Genomic DNA, 22,129 nt, shown 5'->3' with positions numbered 1-22,129 from the left:
TTATCTCTTGTAGCCTTAGTATAGCAGGTTTGATTTTATTTTCAATAGACTTGGATTGTTCAGAAAGTTCTTTCATTATTTTTAAATCAGGGTGCCATATTATACAAGTTTTCAGCAGTTGATTTGGATATTATGCACAATAAAACGTTCCTTGTTTCTTCATAAATACAAAAAGGAAGCCTACAAGGCTTCCTGACAGCGCTCCCGGTACTGGGCCGGCGTTTCCTGGGTATGCTTTTTAAAAAACTTGGAAAAATAGTTGGGGTCCTCAATGCCCACACTGCGGGCCACCTCGTATATCCTCTGGTCCGTGCCCTCCAGAAGCTTTTTGGCAGCCTCTATGCGGATGGACACCAGATAATCCATGAAATTAATTCCCATGACAGACTTAAACGTCCTGCTGAGATAGGAGTTATTAATATAGTTAATCTTGGAAATCTTGGCCAGTGATAAGGTGGAATCATCCATATGCTCGTTCATGTACTGGACAATCCGGTGGACCAGCATGGTGTTCTTCTTATTCATGTATTCTTCTATCTGGCAGACCGTAAAGTCCGTAAACTGCCTTATATACGTTTCAATCTCCCCTGCCCCGGTCAGTCGGAGTATCTTCTCATAGGGAAGGTGGTCCGTACTGTATATCTCTATATAAGGGATTCCATTGTCGCTAAGAGTGGACAGGGTCACGTTGACAATGGAATAGGATATGACAAGATAGTCTGAAAGACTGCTCTCAGGCAAACCCTTAAGTGTCCCATAGGCCGTATCCACCAACTGCCGCACCTTATCCCCGGCAGGTATCCCCAGATACAGGGGAAGTTCCTCTGTCAGGGTCTGAATCAGCTCCTGCAGACCTCCCATGTCGGATTCACTGCCTGATGAGAGAAAGGCCTGGTTGTGGCTGTAGCTGGCAATCATAGCGTTTTTGTAGGCCTGCTTATAGCTGCATCGTATTTCCTCCAGGGCATCCACGGGATTCCCGCAGCCGGCATAGATTCCCATGGACAGTTTTTCCTTAATAAGGACAGTGAAATGGGCTCCGTAGGACATAAGGCTGATTTTTTTATTCTGGCTCAGGAGAATCAGGTTCTGGTGTATGTCCTTTAGCAGCACCACATCCGTTAGGCGGCTTACTGCTGCGGACAGGATTTCCATGCACTGCTGCCTTCTCAGCTCGTCCTCCTCCGGGTCATTGTGCTTCTCCGGCATCAGTACCATCACATTGTAGTATCCTGCCTCCCGGCTCAGAGGGATGTCATAGTACCGGATAGTTTCCCACAGATTTTCCTGGTCCGCCTTGTTTAGAAGCAGATTGTTCAGGAAATTCTGGACAATCAGCATCCTGGACTCCGCAATCCTCCTCTTAAGCCCTTCAAACTCAAAGACAGCCCTGCGCTCCTCCATGATATCCGCCCGTACGTCCTTCATGACCTCAATCAGCTCCGCCCTCCGTATGGGCTTTAGCAGGAAGCTCTTAATCCCAAGCTCCACGGACTTCTGCGCATACTGGAACAGGTCATGGGCAGTCAGCACAATGACCACTATCTGGGGATATTCCTCGGACAGCATCTGCGCAAACTCCAGACCATTGATATAAGGCATCTCAATGTCGGTGATAACCACATCGGGATGTTCCTCCCCTATGAGCTCCATGGCCTGGTTGGCGCTGGCCGCGTCCCCCACGGGCTGGTATCCGATGGACTGCCAGTCCACAAACACCCTGAGAAGTTTCCTGGTCTTCTCCTCGTCATCCACAAACATTACTTTTAAAAGCTGGTCATATTCTGTCTCCATGGTCCTCTTCTCCCCCGTAAGTCACCGGCAGAAGGAATGTGACTTCCGTCCCGCCCTCCGGCACGCTTCTAATCTGGTAGGATGCCTGCTCACCGTATATCAGTACGATTCTCTGTATGGTGCCAATCAGGCCAATCCCGGTTCCCGACACGTCAATGTCAATATTCCATATTTTATGATAGTCCTGAAGTTTTGACAAGGTAAGCCCATCTATGCCCACTCCGTTGTCCTGAACCTGTATTTTCATCCGGCTCCCCTCCTCCGGCCCAATCCGGATACGGATACGCCCGTTTCCGCCCATTGGTTTGATTCCGTGATACACGGCATTTTCCACCAGGGGCTGGAGAATCAGGTGGGGCACCAGTACCCTGAGGCAGCTTTCATCCACCTGGTATTCCACGTCAAACAAATCCCCGTACCTGAGCCTCAAAAGCGTTACATAATCACTTACAATAGCGGTCTCCTTTTCAACAGAAATCATCTGCTCTCCCTGGCTCAGGCTCTGCCGGTAAAAGCTGCCCAGGGTTTCTATGGCCTCATAGGTCTGGGATGGCTCCTCAGTCAGGGCCATATAACCGATGGCATCCAGTGTATTATAAAGGAAATGGGGCTTTACCTGTTCAAACAATGCATGGAGCTCTGCCTTTTCCTTGATTTTCTGCTCCTCCACCAGCCTGGAGAGCAGGGAGGATATCTCATCCACCATGTTGTTATAATTTGTCTGTAAAATCCCAATCTCGCTTTTTGGATATTTTACGGGTATCTTCTTGAAATTCCGGTCCTTCACCGTGTTCATCACGCCAATCAGCGCATAGATAGGATTGGATACGGACTTGGATATATAAAGGGACCCAAAAAGCATCAGCACCACATTCACCAGGAAAATAAGGGTGGCAATCAGAAACAGGTCCCCAAAGGCGCTCCGGTTTACCTGATAAGGTATCCTGGCAATCAGGCGCCATCCATAATCCGGCAGGTAAAGGGCGGTGGTATACTCCCCATCCCCCTTCCGGCTCACCAGAAGGTTCTCCCTATTGCAGGTTCCGGCCAGCTGCTTGAGGGAATCATGGTATTCGAAACCGGACGTGCCTGCAATCAGGTTTCCATCCTGGTCCATCAGTCCTATCATAGCCTGGCTGCCATAAGCTGCCGCGCCGCAGATGTCCGCTATGGCGTCCGTGGGAATATTCATGATGATGAATCCCTGGGGCTTCTGGGTCTCCAGGCTGTTTATGGCCCGGATGACGGATACAAATCTGGAATTATATCTTTTATAGAAAATGCCGCCCGCCTCATACTCCAGTATATAGCTTCCCCCTGCTTCCAGGGCCCGTTTGTACCACGGACACTTTAATGTGGAATCCACGCTGAGCCTCTTCATGTCATGCTTATCAACGCCATACAGGTGGGCCGAAAAATCCAGAAGATAAATGGACTCCAGATAGTGGTTGCTGTCAAGGGCGGTAAACAGCATATTGTCATATGTCTTTCTGTCCTCAGGTCTTGGAAGATGATTTACCACATCCAGGGTGCCTCCCTTTAACAGCATGTTAAAATCATCATTCACATTGAGGACCATCTCGTCCAGATTGTTCCTGACCGCGGTCACCATCTGCACCGAGGACTGCTCCATCATGGAATCCTCCTGTTTGCCGGCTGCCCATGAATACAGGGAATAGGTCAGAAAAAAACTGATTAGGAAAAAAAACACGAATACAGCCATGATTCTTCGTGAAATATGCTCATGGAACAACCAGTCACTGGCCCCTTTTATGTTCTCACATAATCCTTTCATATACGTCCCCATAACCGGCTAATGCCGGACGCTAAAACCGGTTTCACCCAGCCCTACGTCCAGCACAGTCTCAGTCTCTCAAGTATATTGTTTACCTGTTCCCCGCAGGTCCCCATGTTCAGTCTGAAATACCCTCTGCCGGCCTCCTTAAAATGAGTGCCCATCAGCGGTATCAAGCGGCCCTTTTCTTCCAGCAGACCCTGCATATCCTCCTCGGATAAGCCGGTGCGTCCGTATCCAATCCACATGAGATAGGTGCCGTCAGGCACATAGGCGTCCAGCCAGGGCAGTTCCCGGCTGATGAATGACTGGGCCGTCTTAATGTTTTCATAAATCTGCGCCCGCATCCCGCTCATCCACTCCCCGCATTCCCTGTAAGCCGGTTTAAGGATGTCGGCCGCAAACACATTGGGGTTGTGAAGCCCCCACCGGTCTATGGTTTTTGCCATGGCGCGGCGCATTTCCGGATTCGGCAAAATGATGTTGGAAAAAATCAGTCCCGGGACATTGAAGGTTTTTGTCAGGGAATTGAACACAATGGCCTTTTCCTGTTCCGGATTGTCATACATCTTCAAGAGGGGCGTATACACATGGCCCGGCCACGCAAAATCCCCGTGTATATCGTCTGACAGCAGAAGCAGGTCATGGCGTCTGCAAAAGGAAATAATGCCTGACAGCTCCTCTTCCTCCCACACTCTGCCCGTGGGGTTATGGGGATTGCAGAGGATGTATGCCCTGGTTCCCTGGTCCGCCAGACGCTCCAGACCGTCAAAATCAATGGTAAACCGCCCGCCTTCGAAAATCAGAGGACTTTCCTTTAAAATCCGGCCCCATTTTTCCACCGCCCCTGTCAGGGCGGGATAGGCCGGCGTGTTCACAATAATGGAATCCCCTGGCTCCGTAAAGGTATCTACCGCCATGTTAAGGGCCATGTTGATTCTGGGGGAAAACAGCACCCACTCCGGCTCTGCCTCACAATGGTACTGCTCTTTCATCCAGCCTGCAATCAGCTTCTCATATTCGTCCGGCAGTTCGGTATAGCCAAAGACGCCATGGTCCAGTCTTCTTTTCATGGCATCCAGAATCTGCTTTGGCGGCGCCAGGTCCATGTCCGCCACCCCGCAGTACAGATACGCCGGATTGTCTTTATAATCCTGTCTGTATTTAGCACAAAGAGTGTCATACCGGTCCGTTACATATCTTACTTCCATCCTGTTTCCCTCCTGTCATCTGCTCACTCTTCCTTTAACCCGTTCATCCTGTCTATGAATTCCCCGGGTGTAATATCCCCCCTGAAGAGAAGCTCCAGGCTGTCCAGGTATCTGGCCGCATCGGTTCCCTCCAGAAGATTATCCCACCATATGGTATAGCTGCGGGCGTGGTCCGTATACTCATGAATCTCCTGCATAAGCGGGTTCAGTCCGGCGTCCCCGGTGTCCACATTGATATAGGGAAGGTCGTTTGACTTGCATTTGTAAAGCTCCACAGCCAGTCCCATGGCCAGATACTCCGCCAGGTCCACGGTGAGCTCCGGGTCCTCTGTCCGGCTGCTCACTGCGAAAGCGCTGTCCGGCCCTCCGGTGAAATCATATATGGTGGATTTCCCGGACCCGGTTTCAGGAAAGGGGGCGGCCTTCACCTTGCCGGCCACCCTGGATGTCTCCCGGTAGACACGGGATGAGGTCCAGCTGCCGTTGAGATACATGGGGGTCTGTCCCTGCATGAACAGGGCCTCCGCCTCCTCCCGGAGCGCAGTGGCGGAATCAGCTGTAAATGCCCCCATATCCACCAGTTGCCGCAGTTTTCTGGCAGCCTCCAGAAATCCCGGGTCGCTGTAATCCGTCCGCTTTGCAGCTGCATCCGCAACCTTTTCAGGACCCACTTCCCTCAGTGCCAGAAGGTCATAGTACATGGCAATGGTCCATGGCTCATTGCCCCCCACGGGCATAGGCGTTATGCCGTTATCCACAAATGTCTGGCATACCTGGACAAATTCGCCCCAGGTCACAGGTATTTCCAAACCAAAACAATCCATCATCTCCATGTTGTAATACATCATGGCCACGGAACTGTCCAGCGGCAGCGCATATGTCCCGCCGTCAAACTGAATTCCCTTCATCATGGCATCGTTCAGATGACTCTGGAAATCATCGCTGTAATACCGGCTTACCTCCAGCACCTTGCCCGCGTCCACCATGGGTTTCAGAAACTCATGGCTCCAGGTATAAAAGATATCCGGAAGCTCATTGGCAGCAGCCGCTGCCTTAATCTTCGTCTTATACCCTTCATTTTCAGCTGTATCCACCTGTATAACAACATTGAATTTTTCCTCTGCCTCCCTGGTCAGCTGCTCCATGATACGCGCTGCCTGGTCGTCATCGCTTCCATAGATATGCCACAGCCGTATAACTGGTCTGTCCCCCGGCACGCCCTCTGCAGCAGCCGGAACTCCCGGCGGAATCTCCGCCCGGACATCCCAGTCCTTTTCCGACCTGCTGCACGCCCCTATTCCAAAGACAGCGGCCAAAACCAAAATCCATATTGCTGAATATCTCAAACCCCTCATACCTTCCCTCACAGCCTTCTCAGACACGCTCTACCCCTTCACTGCCCCGGCAGTAGCTCCTTCCAGTATTCGCCTGGAACAGAGGACGAACATGATAAGAATAGGAATAACCGACAGTGCAACTCCTATGTATACGGTTCCATAATCATTCTTATATACGCCCTGCATCTGCTGCACCAGAATGGGCAGCGTGAATTTGTCCTGTGAGAACAAAAGGATGGACGGCTTCACAAAGGCATTCCAGGATTCCACAAAGGTGAAAATGGCCTGGGTTGCCACCCCCGGCATGATAATTGGAAAAATGATTTCATTGAAGATACGGAACTCCCCGCACCCGTCTATGCGTGCGCTCTCAATCAGCTCGTCCGGTACATAGGAATCAATGTACTGCCTGTTCCAAAATACCATGGCTGGCGGTGCAAAACAGGTGATAAGAAGGGCTGCGTAATTGTCCAGCAGATGTATGTTGTTCATAAGCTGGAAATACCCGATGATGCCCAGCTGGCCCGGAAGCATCATGGTGGCCAGCACCAGCCAGAATAACTGCTTGTTGTACTTAAATTTATATTTAGCAAAGCCGTAGGCGGTCAGCGCGCCTACGTAAACCGTAATTATTGTGCTGGCAAGGGAAATGAAAAGACTGTTAAGAAGCCCCTTCCATATGTTTACATTGGCAGCCAGGTGCTGGTAATTGGTCTTTAGAGATTTTCCCGGCAGCATCTGAAAGGAGGTGGCCAGTGCAGCGTTGTCATGGGTACAGTTGATAATCATGTTGTAAAAGGGCACAATGCAGATTACTGCCAGCAGGACCAGAACCCCATAGGTCAATGCCCGGAAACATTTCGTTTTTACACTGTACGTCTTAAGTTTCTTTTCTTCCATCTAAAAATTCCTCTCCTTCCCTGCCGTATATTTCATAAATATAAGCGAAAATACAATGATGATGACAAACAGGCCGTACGAAATAGCGGAGCCATATCCATAATCATAATTCTGGAATGCAATGTTGTACATATACATGACCATGGTCAGCACGGATTTGCTTGGTCCGCCTGTTGCCCCCGCAAAGGTGAAGGGCAGGTCGAAAAGCTGGAGTCCTCCAATAATGGATGTGACAAAGGCGTAGGTCATAATATTTCGCAGCTGAGGCAGCACAATATGGAAAAAGGTCTGAAACTTATTGGCCCCATCCACCTCGGCCGCCTCCATAATATCATACGGTATGCCCTTGATTCCGGCTGTAAATATGATGGTGTAATAGCCGAAATACTGCCAGAACAGCACAAAAGCAACTATCAGCTGGGTAAACAGCCCGTTCATCTTCCAGTTGACAGGCTCTCCTATGATATGCAGGGCCATCAGAAGCTTGTTTACGCTTCCCGCCTTAAAGTCAAACAGCAGGCTGAACAGGACGCCCAGGGACACAGCGGTCACCAGGTTCGGAAAATAAAAGATGGTCTTAAACATGTTCCCGCCCCTGAACCGGTGCTGATTCAGCAGGAAGGCCAGAATCAGGCCGAATATCATCTGGGGCGCCATGGCCAGCAGGGCGATGAATACTGTATTGAAAATGGATTTAAAAAACACTGTATCATTTAAAAGGCGCCTGTAATTCGCAAGGCCGGTAAAGACAGGTGCCCCCAGGCCGTCCCAGCTGTGAAAGCTGAGTTTGAACGTGTACAGTATGGGATACAGTGTAAAGCATAAAAATATAATAAAATACGGCAGGATAAAAAGCAATCCCCGATTGCTCTTATCCAGGCTTCTCTTTTTAGAGGGTTGTATACTCTTACCCTTCTCCGTCATGAAATCCTCCCATCCAAAGGCAGGTCAAAGGTCTTTTGCAGGCCCCGTCCCATCTTTTCGTGAAACAGATGCAGGATATGAATCAGCTCACACCCTGCATCTTCTGGTTATTTACAAATTAGTCAGTCGCAATCCGGTATGCCATTATCCGGCACGCTAGTCAATTACAATCTCAGGATAAATACGCTGCATGTCTTCCTTGAATCCCTGGCACGCCTCCTCCGGGGTTGCGCCGCCGCCTGCCAGTAAATCCATCTGGGCAGTCATGCTGGTCCATGCCTGGCGGTCATATTTGGTCATAGGGTCTGCCTTCACATTCATGGCCGTGTCATAGAAGCTCTGGAAATACTGCTGGTCGCCTGTGACAATGTCCGTATGTCCTTCTTCAATACACTGCTCAATTGCCGGTATGTAAGCCGGGAAATCGCCTAACTGTCCTGCCAGGCCATTGACCAGGTAATCCTTGTCAGCGGTCATTGTCTTCACCCACGCATAGGCTGCTTCCTTGTTTTTGGAACCGGAGTATATACCGTACCAGGTACCTCCGTTCTGGTAAGGCGCAGGAGCTTCCATATAGCCCCATGTATCTGCTGCCTTCTCCATCTCTCCCTCAGGGATGCCCGGTTTGATACAGAAATTAAGAGCCCAGCTCGGCAGACCAATGAGGATGAACATATCCTGTGAATACATGCCTGAGGTCCAGCCTGCCGACCACTGGTCTGCCCTGGCATCCACATTGTTGTCAACCACGCGCTGCATCAGGTTGAGCTGTTCCATCAGGAAATCGTCGGAAATAATATGGTTGTTCTCATCCACCCACGGAGCGCCTTTGTAGGAGCAGTAAATCTGCTCAACCGTCTCAATATCATCCAACAGCCCTATCTTGCCGCCGGATTTCTCATACACCTGCTTTCCCGCTTCGATGATGGAATCCCAGTCCTTTAACATCTCATGTAATTCTTCTGGATTATCTGTTCCCAGATATTCTCTTGCCAGAGCCTTCTTGTACCAGAAGCCGCCTGGTGTGGCCTGGTAGGACAGTCCCCTCAAATTTCCGCCCGCATCCCTGGACAGCTCGTCCACATAGGGAATCATGTCTTTGGACAATGCCTCTGCGTCGTAATTTTCCGTACTCAGGTTCTCCAGAAGGTCGGTATTCTTGTACATGCCAAAATCCGAAATCTCAAAGGTAGCTACATCCGGTGCATTGGTGCCTGTGCGGAATGCATTCTGAAGCTTTGTGCGGTACTCGTTGCCCGGCATGACAGTGACAGTCACCTTTACGCCCGGAACACGCTTATTGAATTCCTCCACGTAGAAGTTCATCTCGCTCTGGCTCAGGTTGGTCCACACATTGATTTCCCCGGTGGCTCCGGACACATCCACGTCAGCCGCGCCCTGGTCCGAAGCCCCTGTCTTTCCCTCCGCTGACTGTGAGGATTCTTTGGCAGGCGCCTCTGTCTTCGAAGCTGCCTCTGTCGGCGCAGGCGCTGAAGAACCGCATCCTGCCAGCGTACCTGCCAGCAGTGCCGCTGTTGTCAATAAAGCTAATGGTCTTTTTTTCATGATAATTCCCCTTTCTATTCTGCATTCCGTGGATTTTCCCGGAATGTTGCTGCCTTTCTCCTGATACATCTAAAATGGGCGTAAATCTGTGTGTCTGTCCACCATACACACAAACTCGCTGATTAACTCAATACAGTCCTCCACATCGTTCAGGGAGCACACCTCAGCCGGCGTATGCATATACCGCAGCGGCAGGTTCACCAGAGTTGCAGGCACGCCATGCCCGCTGATATGTATGGCGTCCGTATCTGTAAGAGTCCTTCCCGGCGTAATGACCGGCTGTGTACGGATACCCAACCGGCCGGCCGCCTGTTCCAGCATCCGGTTCATCACCAGATGGCCCATAGTCCCCACACAGATTCCGGGGCCGCCTCCCAGGGCCACTCTTCCGCGTACAGCATCATTTCCACCCGGCCCGTCGCTGGCAAAGGTCACATCCACCGCAATGGCCATGTCCGGCCTGATACTGGCCCCGGCCCAGGCGCCGCCGCCAAATCCAGTCTCCTCACCCACGGTTGTGACGGCATAGACTCCATTCCTGCATCCCTTTTCCTTTGCACGCCTCAATGCCTCCATAACAATGAAAGCGCCGGAACGGTCATCCAGAGCCCTGGAGGTGATGCAGTTCCCCAGAAGGGGCCTCCAGTCCGTATCAAACACAATGCCGGAACCCACAGGTGCATATGTCCCGGCCTCCTCCCGGTCCCTGGCCCCGATGTCGATAAAAAGGTCCGTATCCAGCAGTTCTTCCTTTTTCTGCAATTCAGCCGTGCTTGCCACAGAGCCGTATATCAGTTCCTTTCCCGTATCAATCCGCACCTTCTGTCCCAGATACATCCGCGGAGTGATTCCTCCCACCTTGGCTGCCCGCAGGAAGCCTTCCTCTGTATGGGCCGTAACCATGAGCCCAATTTCATCCATGTGGCCTGCCAGCAGAATCTTAAATCCGCTGTCCGGGTTCAGTATGCCGGTCACATTGCCGTTTACCTCACACCTAACCGTATCCGCAAAGCCTTCCATATAATCCGCTGCTATTTTCTGGATTTCTGTCTCTCTGCCCGACACTCCCTGTGAGGAGAGCAGCCGGTACAAAAACTCCTGTTCCATTTCATCCCCCCATCTGAATACGCTTTTGATTATATCTTTTTTCAGGTCGCGGATGAATAAAATAAATTGATGGAAAACTGTATGATTTTGACTGAATTACACCCGGATTTTTGTTCCGGATGTCGGAGATAGGGTAGAAATGGTTTTTAGAATGGATATCTTTGACTTTTTATAGTAATCTTTTTACCACTGTATGTTTTAGGCCGCCTTTAATCATCAAAAAAGGGTTAGCGGAAATCAGAATCTTCTTCTGAATTCCGCTAACCCCCTCATAACACACTGTCCAGCCGTTTCTTCATTGTGTCAGGATTTTATATGCTGCAGTACACCGCTTTCCGTCATGGGCAATTCCAATGCACACCACCTCACCGGACAACCCGGCAAAATATTTCTGGTCTTCTATCTGCTTCAGAGCTTCATTCTGCAGCTTTTCAATATTATTTCCTTGTTTAAACTCAATAATCACATGGGGCAGAGATACTTTCAATGATTTTAAAATGATATCGCTTCTTCCTGTTCCGGATTCCAGATTACTGCTGACCTGATACACCCCCCTTAGCGTCATGCACATTCCCAGGAAAAGCATATGATACGCATTCTCTCTGGCATCCATAAAGCTCGTACAGGTAATAACCAGGTTCCTGTATATATCCAAAAAACGATTTATGTCTTTATGTGTCAGTGCCTGAAACATTTCCTGCAATCCCTGGCCTTCGATACCTGCGATTTCCGTTACCAACACCAAAAATTCCGACATCACCTCTTCATTGGGAATACGGATAACTGCTGAATTTGCGTCGATGCGCTTCTCCACTGTCACATACCCGGCATTGACAAGAAGTCCCCACAAACTATAATTACTCTCACGTTCCGTATACGAAGTATCCAGATTGAGCCAAACAGACGAAGAACCTCCTGCAGCCAATACATCAAAATCCTCCCAAAAGCTTCTGCTGGCTTTTTCAAGTGCCTGCCGTACAAGATAATTAGAGGATGTATTGACCCAATAGTGGTCTAAAAATCCACTGTCCGCATAATTAAGTATGGACCATGGATTATATATCTCATCCTCTCCAAACCGGTATCCATCATACATCCGTTTAACACCGTCATCCAAACTTCTGCCATAATACCTTAAAAGTGTGTCTGCCTCCCCGCTGGTAAGCCCAAAATATCTTGAATACCGTCCGTTCATAACTGTATATATTTTAGGATTATTCAGCTGCGAAAATATACTTTCTTTGGCAACTCTTTGTATGCCCGTCAAAATAGCCTGCCCCAAATCAGGGTTGCCTTTTAATCCTGCCCCATAAAATGCAGAGAAAAAGTCCCCCATATCATCATGATATCCATGTTCATAGCTGCTGATTATTGGCTGGTCGTACTCGTCGATAATCAATAATGGTGGAATTCCATAAAATTCATGAATCATCCGGGTTAAATCCGCAAGCGCAGTTGTCATGTACATGGCTGACAAATCACGGTTCTCCAGCATTCCTAACATCTGCTCAAACTGGCGGACCGAATAGGGCTTTTTCTGCGCTGTATCATCCAAATCAAACAGCTCTGCAAAACGGTTAAATTCACGGGCCAATTCCGCGCGAATCTGATAGGTCAGGAAATCCATGTTCTTTCCCTTGCAATTTCTGAGCGATAAAAAAATGACCGGACAGCTGTTAAGCTTTGACGCATAATCGGTATCCATGATATCAAGTCCCTGAAAAATAGCCCTGCTGTCTGCGTTTACATCAAAAAATTCCCGCATCATTGTCATATTCAATGTTTTGCCAAATCTGCGCGGCCTTGCAATTAATGTAACTTTATCACCGCTGTCAAGAAAATCCTTAATTATCATGGTCTTATCCACATAATAATAGCCGTTCTCACGCAATTCCCTGAATTCATCATTTCCAATAGGCAGTTTTTTCATTATGACTTCCAGCCTTTCCTGCTTTCTTATATAAAATTATAGCCGTTCTGAAGATGATTTACAACAAAAATTCCTCCCGCATCCGTTTCCAGACAATGAATCAAAAAACTGCCTCCCGGCCGGAAAACCCATTATTTCCCGCCAGGAGTCAGCTCTCTTTCTAAAATCTCTTAATTTTCTTAGACGGCGTCTTCTCAAACTCCGTTTCCCTGACAATCAGGCTGTAGATTCTCTTATAAACCGGCATATCCTTATTAAACCCGTCAATCAATTCCTGAAGCTTTCCCCGTATATCCTTAATATGCTTTTTCTTCGCATACTCGTAATCCGGGAATATCTCCGCCTCGATTATCTTATCCTTTTCCCGTACCAGAATTTCCTTCACCAGTTCCGAACGGCTCAGCTCATTTTCCAGCTCCTCCGGAGACACATTCTCACCGTTGGCCAGGATAATCAGGTTTTTGCGGCGGCCTGTGATATAGACAAAATTATCCTCGTCCACATACCCTAAGTCCCCTGTCTTAAGCCATCCGTCCTCCAATGTCTCGGCTGTCTGTTCAGGCATCTTGTAATAGCCCTGCATGACGCTGGAGCCCCTTACCCAGATTTCCTCGTCCACAACCCTGGCCTGGCAGTTGGGAAGAAGTTTTCCCACTGAGCCCGTTTTATTCTCCCATTCCAGGTTGGTGCTGATGACAGGAGAACACTCAGTCATTCCGTAGCCCTGAAGGATGGTAATGCCGTATTCCTTAAAACGGTCTATATAGTCCGGGTCCAGATAGGCCCCGCCGCTGCAAATGATTCTCAGATTGCCTCCAAAGGCAGCCTTTGCCACCATCTTTTTGGGTATCAGGTTTCCGGCATCCTTAAGCTTACCGTAAATGGACTCAATGACAAGGGGGACCAGCAGCACAATTTCCGGCTTAAACAGTTTCATGTTGCGCTGTACATGCATGATGGAATCATTGATGCAGATAATCATTCCTATGTAAAGTCCCTTTATGATGTCCATGGTCAGGCAGTACACATGGTTGATAGGCAGCAGGGTCATGGACACGGTACCTGCAGGTATCTTCATGTCCAGGCAGACCGCATTGTCAGTCAGATTCCTGTGGCTCAGCATGACTCCCTTGCTCTTCCCGGTGGTGCCTGAGGTAAAGAGTATGGTGCAGAGCTGGTCCGGGACAGGCTCTGTCTCGTATGCACCGGCATTTTCCGCTATGAGGCAGGACAGCGACAGCACATCTCCCGTCTGCTCACAGGCCTGCATGGAAACCACATGCCTGATACCCGGGCATTTTTCCTGAACAGCCTCTGCCACGTCGGCCCGCAGTTCATCGTACACCAGCATTTCCACATCCGCCCTGTTTAAGAGCTCATAAATGGCTTCCGCCGGAAGCTGGGCGTCGATTGGCACTGCCACGCTGCCGCTGTTCACGATTCCAAAATAGGTGACAATCCACTGGTAGGTGGTTGCGCCTATGACGGCAACGTGCCTGCCCTTCATTCCAAGGGCTTCCAGAGCGCGGCTTACGGCCATGGAATCCAGGTTCACCTCATTGTATGACTTATCAATGATTTCCTTCTTTACCTTGTACCGGAATGCTGTCTGCTCTCCATAAGCCTCTGCGCCGTGCCGGATTACATCCCTTAATGTCTCTGCTGCCATATCTTCCTCCTGCCCTTACGGCCTACTCTGCCTGCAGGGACTGGATATAATCCGCTGCATCCTTTACGGTCTTTACGTTGACCACTTCCCGTTCCTCTACTTCCACGTCGAATTTCTCCTCAATCTCTCCCACCATGCTCATGAAATCATAGGAGTTGAAACCCAGGTCCTCGATGAACCTGGAGTCCTCCCCAATGGTCTCCGGCGCCACATCCACATATTCACAGATGATTTCCTTTAATTCTTCAAACATATCCTTGTATCCTCCTTATTGTTATTTTCCGTTTTCTGTTCCAAATATATACCGGCTTACACCATCTCCAGGATTTCCCCCACCGTGCGCTCCGGGTCTTCCACGCCCCGGAAGATAATCCTGCAAAGGTAGTAATAGATGTACTCCAGCTTCTCCGGCGTCACCACGCCGGTCTGGTACTCAAAACCAAAGTCCAGTCCGTTGTCCTCCGCCCTGTGGCTCACCGTAAGATACAGGGTGTGGGCAGCCACGCCGTTGGAATAGCGGGCGGTCTTGTACTTGATGTCCCCCAGCTTGTCCAGGCCGGGCCCGTCGTACTTCATGGCCAGCGGCTGATAGGTAAGGCTCAGCGGCTCATAGGTCTGCCCGTCCTTAAGGTTATAATAATCATGCCTGTAGTTGAAATACTCCGACGGACTGTAATTGGCATGGCGGAAGTACTGGTTCTGGGCATCCCTTATCTTAAGCAGACCCTCCATGAAGGTGTCCTCCCTGGGCACAATGGTCCTGAAGGGGAAACAGTGAATCCTGCTTCCGCCGCAGCGCTTCTCCGACAGGGTTGCCCGTCTGGAAATGGTGGTTGTGATGGAGACATCATCCTGGTCATTTTCCTTCTGGAGATAGGTCCGAAGGCCCATTAGCAGAAGACAGGTCATGGAAATACCGTATTTCTCGCAGAAATCCAGCAGATGGCCGGAGGGTTCCCCTTCCAGGTGGAAGTTAGTGATATTGGCCTCCACATTATCCGAGGTGTTGGTAGCTGCCCGCAGCCCGGGGTTGCGGACGGCCTTTCTCTCATCCAGCAGCTTCCCCGGACCGTATATATCCGTGAAAATGGGTTCGGAGGAAGCAATCAGCTCCTGGAAAAACTCCCTGTCCTTTTCGCTGGCCCTGCTTCCGGCCTCATAGGCCAGGTCCTTTTCCAGCTGCCTGATATAGGAAGACATCTCCTTTGGATGGTCCACTTCCTCATAGAACCTGCTGGCATACAGCTCAATCACATCCCGGAAGAACAGAATCAGGGACTGGGCATCCATGGTCATGTGGTCCACGCAGATGTATAAGCCCTGATACCCATCCGGCATTTTAATCATCACAATGTGGTGCATGGGGGAATCGTAGCGCTCAAAGGGAATCTCAGTCCACTCCCTGAGCTTTTGCTCCGCGTCCTCCTCCCTCCAGCCGGTGAAGTCAAAGTGCTCGATTTCCTTTGTCTCCTCCTTCACCACATACTGGTAGATATTACCCTCCTTGTCATGGGTAAAGCGCAGACGCATGGTATCGCAGCGGGCAATGGCCTCTTTAATGCAGCTTTTAAGCACCTCCCAGTCCAGGTCCACCTGGATGGTCAGGCTGGACCCGATGTTCAGCACCTGTTTTTTAGGACAGTATTTCAGGCAGTAAAAGTGAAGCTTCTGCGCTGATGTCAGCGGGTATACCTTGTAGCCTTTCCTTGTCTTCATACTTCGTTCTCCTCTTTTCCAAAAGCACGGGCAATCAGTTTCTCAACTGCAGCTTCATAGCGGTCCGTATCCTTATAGTAAGCCTCTGCATGGCTGGCTCCCGGTATAACCAGCAGCTCCTTGGGCGACCCGCAGGCCCCGTACAGCTCATACACCATGGAACATGGCACAAAGGTATCCCCATCCCCGTGTATGAACAGGATAGGAATGCGCGCCTTCTTTACCTCTTCCCTGGCATTGCATTCATCCAGCCCGTATCCTGCCTCACTTCTGGCCATGCGGTCCGCAATCTGCATCACGGGAAAGGCCGGCATGTGGTACATGCTCCTCAGCACATGGCTGAACACTTCCCAGGCAGATGTGAAGGCGCAGTCGGACACAGCCCCCCTGACCTGCCTTGGAAGGTTTAATCCCGTGGACATCAGCACGGTTGCTGCTCCCATGGAAATGCCGTGCAGCATCAGCTCGCAGTCCTCACCCAAACGCCCCACCACGTATTCCATCCATTGCCTGGCGTCATGGCGGTCCAGACATCCAAAGCCAATATAGGTGCCCTCGCTTTTGCCGTGGGCCCGCTCATCCACCACCAGCAGATTAAAGCCGTGATTCAGATAAAATCTTGCAATGGACGTGTAGTCATTGAGTCCTTCGCTGGTATAGCCGTGGAAACACACCGCCGCCTTCCTGGAACCTTCACAGCCAAAAAAGGTGCCATGGAGCCTGAGCCCGTCCCCGGATGTTATGTACACCTCTTCCTGAGGCTGTCCTGCCAGCCATTCCCTGCTGGCGCGGATACCCGGTATATAGGCGTCCCAGTCCGTACCCGCCATTTTCCGGGTCCTGTCGCGCTTTGCATTTCCCCGGACCACGGTCCGATGGAAGAAATATCGGGCAATGCCGTATTCCCCCGCCGCTCCTGCTGCTGCCAGTCCCAGTATCCATCCTTTGATTCCCATATGCTTCACTCCTTAATGCTTCCGCCTATACAAACTTCTGTAACATCAATGCCTTTTCCAGACTTCCCTCAACCTTCAGCTTTCCTGTTGTAAATGCAAAGACCGGGTCCAGCTTTCCCGATGCCAGTCTGATAAGTGTATCTGCGGAACAGATAAACGTTGCGTCCCTGTCGTAATACTCATATGGCTCCACACTGAGACTGCCGTCCTTTACCTCTGCATAAAACGCGCCCGCGCCCTCGCCTGTAATATTAAACTGAAACGCCAGATGCTCCTCCACCCTGCTCACATCCGCTTTCATGAAAATTTCCTTTACCTTTACAAATACTTCTTCGTAGCTCATACTGCCTCTCCTTTTTCATCCGCCGCACAGACGGATATGATATATGACTGGTACACCCTGGACTGGTAAAACCTCCAGCCAGGAATACTCCCTTTTACGCCGCCCTTTTCCAGGGAAAATGTGATATCCCCCAGAGGGAAGGCCAGCCCCCGGCCAATGGCCTTGGCAAAGCTCTCCTTAAGCGTCCACAGGCGGAAGAACCGTTCCTGCCGCTCTGTCTCAGAGGCTGCCGACATTACAAAGCTGCGCTCAGCTTCGGAACACATGCGCCGCATCAGACTCCCTTTAAACGGACGAATCCGTTCCGTATCCACGCCCAGCACGCTGTCCCCAATGGCACAGACTACCAGCCCCTCTGTATGGCTGATATTAAATTCCACGCCCCCGGCCCCTTCAAGATACGGCTTTGTACCTGCCTGGGCCATTACCTCCCAGGTCCGTCCGTACTCCTTCAAAAGACCGAAGTTCAGCAGACTCCTGCCCAGTAAATGTTCCCGCTCCCGGTTATAAAGAGTGCCGCCGGGCTCGTATGAAGCCAGATAAATCATGAGGTTTCCTCCTGAGGTTCCATTCAGCGCATTTCCGGCGGGGTCCTGCCCCATGCCATTGAATTCCTTGTTTTCCAATATTTCGACCAGTGGTCGAACCGGAATTGAATTAAACATAACATGTTTTCGACCGCCAGTCAAGTCTAGCGTTTTCATTTATATTCTGCTATACTTGGATGTATTCTAAAGAAAATACCGAGGATTTTTTATGCAAAACCATAATAAAAAGGAGATGATACTGGATGCCATGCAGGAACTTATGGGTTCCTCCAATGTCCAGGCCATTTCCGTCAGTGATATTGCCCAAAAAGCCGGTATCGGGAAAGGAAGTATCTATTACTATTTTTCTTCCAAGAACGATATCATAGATGCAGTGATTGAGAGGAACTACTCCCGCGTCCTGGACAAAGGCAGGGAGCTGGCTGCATCCTCCCGCCTGGATGCCTTCCAGAAACTGGAAATCATATATCACGCCTGTCTGGATTCCTCTATGGAATTAAGGCGCCGCGAGGAGATACGCACCTTTAACGAGCAGCAGGAAAGCGCCTTCATACACCAGAAGTTTTCCCGCATCATCATTACCAAGCTGAAGCCCATACTGGCGGACATCATCCGGCAGGGCGTACGGGAGGGCAGCATCCAGTGCAGCTTTCCGGAGGAAACAGCCCAAATCGTACTGACCGTGCTGACCATCACCCTGGACAATCATCTGATACCCTCGGACGAGGCGGAAATCGGCCGGATTCTGGCTGCCTTTACAGAGATGCAGGAAAAGGGCATGGGAATCCCTTGCCACACCCTGCAGTTCCTGATGCGCAAAATCTGACTCTTATCTCCAATAAAAGGGCTTTTCTCCCACTTTGGGCGGAAAAAGTCCTTATTTTTCTACTTTTCCCTATCCTTTTTTCCCATTCTGTCTTATAATATCAATGGTTTAACGGGCTGCCAGATGTTTCCAGCCCTATTGAGATATCAGCGCCCATTTTTATATTCATCCACAGGTTCCGGGCGCAGAGAGGATAGAGAGGACTATGAAAGATACACTGAAACAGGCTGCACGAAAAATCCTGCTGGTGGTCCGCGACATTGCGGTCAGCCTCCTGGGCATCACAGGCTGGCTGTTCCACGCCCTTCTGGCCGTGATTACAACCGGGTTCATATTGGGAGCCATCCTGTGCCTGCTTATCTATGCCAAGGTCAGGCCAGACCTGGACCAATGCCGCGAACTGGCGTATGACAAGCTGGCCCAGATGGAACGCACGGATTTCTCACAGCTGTCCGACACGGTAATCTACGACAAGGACGGCAGGCAGATAGGACTTATCAATGCCGGCCACTACCAGTATGTGGGCATAAACGGCATCAGCATGAACATTCAGAATGCATACATTGCCCAGGAGGACCGGCGCTTTAAAAGCCATACAGGCGTGGACTGGATTGCCACCTTCCGTGCCGGTCTGGCTCTGGTGAAGCACAGGGGCCAGGTTACCCAGGGAGGGAGCACCATCACCCAGCAGGTTATTAAAAATACATACCTGACCCAGGAACAGACCTTCACCCGTAAGATTGTGGAAATGCTGCTGGCCCCTGAGATTGAGAAAAAATACTCCAAGGCAGATATCATGGAGTTTTACTGCAATACCAATTTCTATGGCCACCAGTGCTATGGCGTGGAAGCTGCCAGCCGCTATTATTTCGGCAAGCATGCAGCTGACCTGACCGTGGAGGAAGCAGCTGTCCTGGTAGGCATCAGCAACAGTCCCTCGGCCTACGACCCGGTAGCCCATCCAAAAGCTTCCCTTGAAAAGCGCAACGACGTGTTAAAGAGCATGAATGAAATAGGCGAACTGTCCGATGAGGATTACGAAAAAGCCCTGTCAAAGCCTCTAACTGTGGTCAAACAGGAATCCGAAGGCACGGATGAGAACTATCAGAGCAGCTACGCCATTCACTGCGCTGCCCTGGAGCTGTTAAAAAAGGACGGCTTCGAGTTCCGCTACACCTTTGAGGACAAGGATGACTACAATTCCTACATGGAACGGTATACCACTGCCTATACGGAAAAGTCGGACCTGATCCGCGCAGGCGGCTTCAAGATATATACTTCCCTGGACAGCAGTCTTCAGGACATGCTTCAGGCAGACATTGACCAGGGTCTGGCCTCCTACACAGAACTGCAGGACAACGGCAAGTACGCCCTCCAGGGCGCAGGCGTCATTGTGGACAACCAGTCCAACTATGTGGTGGCCATTGTGGGCGGCCGGGGAAATGAGGACCAGTTCAACCGGGCCTACCTAAGCGCCAGACAGCCGGGCAGCACCATTAAACCCCTGATTGATTACGGCCCTGCTTTCGACACCGGGGAGTATTATCCCACCCGCATGGTTGACGACCACAAATGGGAGGACGGGCCCTCCAACAGCGGCGGCAATTACCATGGAAACGTTACGGTCCGGGAAGCCCTGAACCGCAGCCTCAACACAGTGGCCTGGCAGATTCTGGAGGACATCGGTGTAAATTACGGACTCAGCTATCTGGGTGAAATGGAGTTCCAGAAGCTTACATATGTTGACAACGGCGTACCCTCCCTCAGTATCGGAGGCTTTACCAACGGCGTCCGTGTAGTGGATATGGCAAAGGGCTACAGCGCCCTGGCCAATTACGGGGTTTACAACGACCGCACCTGCATCACCCAAATCATCCATGAGCACGACGGCGACCTGACCAAGGATTTGACGCCTGCCGCCAGACAGGTTTACCGGGATGATTCCGCCTTCATGCTCACCGATATCCTGAAAGGCACCATGACCTCCCCCTACGGCACCGGACGGGGACTGGAACTGGATAACGGCATGCCGGCAGCCGGCAAAACAGGAACCACCAACAGCAGTAAGGACACCTGGTTCTGCGGCTACACCCGCTACTACACCACGGCTGTGTGGGTGGGCTACGACATTCCCCGCAGGATGCCCGGTATCTACGGCAGCACCTACGCCGGGAAGATATGGAAAAATATCATGAACCAGATTCATGAGGGATTAGAGCCCTGGGATTGGGAGCAGCCTGAAAGCGTGGAACGGAAGGCTGACCCCAGGACAGGAATCGAAGATTATTTCAGTACCACGGCTGAGTTCCGCGCCCAGCAAAGCCTCCACCAAAAGGAGCAGGAACAGCTGACCAGGCAGCTGGAGCAGGATATCCTGGAATTCACCACAAGGGAAATCAGTTCTGTGGAGGATACCTATGCGGTTAAGAGCCAATACCAGGACATTACCTCCCGCCTGCCCCTTCTGGACGACGGGGAGCTGAGGGCCGGTATGCTGGAGCAGGTGGAAGACCGATACGACTATTTTGCAGGAATCATCAGCCAGATGGGAGACACCATTGCCCTGTACGAGAAACAGAAGGCCATTGACGATGCCAGAGCCAGGGAAGAGGCTGAAAAGCAGGCTGAGGAAAACCGGAAACAGGCTGAGAAGGATACAAGGAAAAACGAATTCCTACAGGCCCTTCAGGCTGTGGAGGAACTGGAATACCAGAAACGGGACGCCCAGGACCTGGTACAGGATGCCATCGGCAAGCTTTCCCTGGTGGCCGGGGACCCGGAACAGCAGGCGCTTTCCGACCGGCTCCAGGCAGCCATCACACGGATTTCCACCCTGCCCACAGAGGACCAGTGGAATGCATCCCAGGCAGAGAGCAGGGCTGCCGAGGAGGCAGCCATGAAGCAGGCTGAACAGCAGGTACAGGTGCAGCAGAACCAGCTGCGCTCCTCCTTAAACAGCGAGAAATTCAAGTGGAACAACATGGAATACTACGGACCAGGAGGCAGACCAGATGATGAAAACTGATTCACACAAAAAAACAGGACAGGCTGATACCAATCCCTACCGCATGCCGCCCAGGCGCTGGTTCCTCACATTCATGTGCATGAACATCCCCATCGCCGGGTGGATTTACCTGCTCTGCCTGGCCTTTGGTAAAAAGGAAAACCAGCTGCGTGACTTTGCCAAGGCTTATCTGGTTTATAAGCTGGTATTCCTGGCGGCAGCTCTGGTTATCCTGGGAATTCTGGTATACGTGGGGCTGGACCTGGCCGACAAGCTTCTGGCTTATATGGAAATGCTGTAGTACCGGGTTTACATCCCGTATCCATTAAAACAAAAAAAGGTTCTTTCTGAATCTTTGGATATTCCAAAGAGCAGAAAGGACCTTTTTCTATCCTCGAGTGTGTGAAGAAAAGTCTGTAAAAGCTGATCTTCTATGATAATAACTGGGCTGAAAGTTCTTTCTTGGACCTTCAGTCCTTGTATTATATATAACAGCAACTACT

General features: G+C 50.7%; 18 protein-coding genes. 3 read left to right on the top strand and 15 right to left on the bottom strand.

Annotated features, from left to right (window positions below):
• Nucleotides 1-180 precede the first annotated feature (180 nt).
• The 15 genes from I2H39_RS26945 to I2H39_RS26875 all read right to left on the bottom strand — a co-directional run bounded on the left by I2H39_RS26945 (nt 181) and on the right by I2H39_RS26875 (nt 17,796).
• Nucleotides 181-1,794, bottom strand: a complete 1,614-nt coding sequence (locus tag I2H39_RS26945) for a response regulator (RefSeq protein WP_195627977.1) — start codon at nt 1,792-1,794, stop codon at nt 181-183.
• Nucleotides 1,778-3,589 carry a histidine kinase gene (locus I2H39_RS26940; RefSeq protein ID WP_227146435.1) on the bottom strand — a complete coding sequence of 604 codons (1,812 nt, stop codon included), beginning with the start codon at nt 3,587-3,589 and terminating at the stop codon, nt 1,778-1,780. The genes I2H39_RS26945 and I2H39_RS26940 overlap by 17 nt, the downstream gene beginning before the upstream one ends.
• Before the next feature lie 53 nt (nt 3,590-3,642).
• A complete protein-coding gene (locus I2H39_RS26935; protein WP_195627975.1) occupies nt 3,643-4,800 on the bottom strand; it encodes an aminotransferase class I/II-fold pyridoxal phosphate-dependent enzyme in 1,158 nt (385 codons plus the stop codon).
• Between the two features lie 23 nt (nt 4,801-4,823).
• Entirely contained in the window at nt 4,824-6,146 is a 1,323-nt protein-coding gene (locus tag I2H39_RS26930) for an extracellular solute-binding protein (RefSeq protein WP_330640731.1), read from the bottom strand.
• A 39-nt stretch (nt 6,147-6,185) separates the two neighbouring features.
• Nucleotides 6,186-7,037, bottom strand: a complete 852-nt coding sequence (locus I2H39_RS26925) for a carbohydrate ABC transporter permease (protein ID WP_138306823.1) — start codon at nt 7,035-7,037, stop codon at nt 6,186-6,188.
• Nucleotides 7,038-7,961, bottom strand: coding sequence for a sugar ABC transporter permease (locus I2H39_RS26920; protein WP_195627973.1), 924 nt, complete (start codon nt 7,959-7,961; stop codon nt 7,038-7,040).
• A gap of 156 nt (nt 7,962-8,117) precedes the next feature.
• The gene (locus I2H39_RS26915; RefSeq protein WP_195627972.1) at nt 8,118-9,527 is read right to left on the bottom strand and encodes an extracellular solute-binding protein; all 1,410 of its coding nucleotides are present in this window, start codon (nt 9,525-9,527) and stop codon (nt 8,118-8,120) included.
• 69 nt (nt 9,528-9,596) lie between these two features.
• The gene (locus tag I2H39_RS26910; protein WP_195627971.1) at nt 9,597-10,634 is read right to left on the bottom strand and encodes a M20/M25/M40 family metallo-hydrolase; all 1,038 of its coding nucleotides are present in this window, start codon (nt 10,632-10,634) and stop codon (nt 9,597-9,599) included.
• Between the two features lie 295 nt (nt 10,635-10,929).
• On the bottom strand, nt 10,930-12,564 hold the full coding sequence (locus I2H39_RS26905; protein ID WP_195627970.1) for an AAA family ATPase: 1,635 nt from the start codon (nt 12,562-12,564) through the stop codon (nt 10,930-10,932).
• 160 nt (nt 12,565-12,724) lie between these two features.
• On the bottom strand, nt 12,725-14,233 hold the full coding sequence (locus I2H39_RS26900; protein WP_195627969.1) for an AMP-binding protein: 1,509 nt from the start codon (nt 14,231-14,233) through the stop codon (nt 12,725-12,727).
• 22 nt (nt 14,234-14,255) lie between these two features.
• Nucleotides 14,256-14,486, bottom strand: a complete 231-nt coding sequence (locus I2H39_RS26895) for an acyl carrier protein (protein WP_138306817.1) — start codon at nt 14,484-14,486, stop codon at nt 14,256-14,258.
• A 56-nt stretch (nt 14,487-14,542) separates the two neighbouring features.
• Nucleotides 14,543-15,949 carry a condensation domain-containing protein gene (locus I2H39_RS26890; protein WP_195627968.1) on the bottom strand — a complete coding sequence of 469 codons (1,407 nt, stop codon included), beginning with the start codon at nt 15,947-15,949 and terminating at the stop codon, nt 14,543-14,545.
• On the bottom strand, nt 15,946-16,905 hold the full coding sequence (locus tag I2H39_RS26885; protein WP_195627967.1) for an alpha/beta hydrolase: 960 nt from the start codon (nt 16,903-16,905) through the stop codon (nt 15,946-15,948). Before I2H39_RS26885 ends, I2H39_RS26890 begins: the two co-directional genes overlap by 4 nt.
• A gap of 25 nt (nt 16,906-16,930) precedes the next feature.
• A complete protein-coding gene (locus tag I2H39_RS26880) occupies nt 16,931-17,248 on the bottom strand; it encodes an SCP2 sterol-binding domain-containing protein (RefSeq protein ID WP_138306814.1) in 318 nt (105 codons plus the stop codon).
• On the bottom strand, nt 17,245-17,796 hold the full coding sequence (locus tag I2H39_RS26875; protein ID WP_195627966.1) for a 4'-phosphopantetheinyl transferase superfamily protein: 552 nt from the start codon (nt 17,794-17,796) through the stop codon (nt 17,245-17,247). Before I2H39_RS26875 ends, I2H39_RS26880 begins: the two co-directional genes overlap by 4 nt.
• 208 nt (nt 17,797-18,004) lie before the next feature.
• Here I2H39_RS26875 and I2H39_RS26870 point away from each other — a divergent pair, with 208 nt between their 5' ends.
• From I2H39_RS26870 to I2H39_RS26860, 3 genes are all read left to right on the top strand, one after another.
• Nucleotides 18,005-18,622 carry a TetR/AcrR family transcriptional regulator gene (locus tag I2H39_RS26870; protein WP_138306812.1) on the top strand — a complete coding sequence of 206 codons (618 nt, stop codon included), beginning with the start codon at nt 18,005-18,007 and terminating at the stop codon, nt 18,620-18,622.
• A 205-nt stretch (nt 18,623-18,827) separates the two neighbouring features.
• Complete coding sequence (locus I2H39_RS26865) at nt 18,828-21,647, top strand: transglycosylase domain-containing protein (protein ID WP_195627965.1); 2,820 nt, start codon at nt 18,828-18,830, stop codon at nt 21,645-21,647.
• A complete protein-coding gene (locus I2H39_RS26860) occupies nt 21,634-21,927 on the top strand; it encodes a hypothetical protein (RefSeq protein ID WP_138306810.1) in 294 nt (97 codons plus the stop codon). Before I2H39_RS26865 ends, I2H39_RS26860 begins: the two co-directional genes overlap by 14 nt.
• The last annotated feature ends 202 nt before the right edge of the window (nt 21,928-22,129 follow it).

The sequence above is a fragment of the Clostridium sp. 1001283B150225_161107_B6 genome (assembly GCF_015556325.1).
In the GTDB taxonomy this organism is placed as follows: Bacteria; Bacillota; Clostridia; order Lachnospirales; family Lachnospiraceae; genus Enterocloster.
Note: the sequence above shows the minus strand (reverse complement) of the source record. Positions and strands in the feature narration are given on the sequence as shown.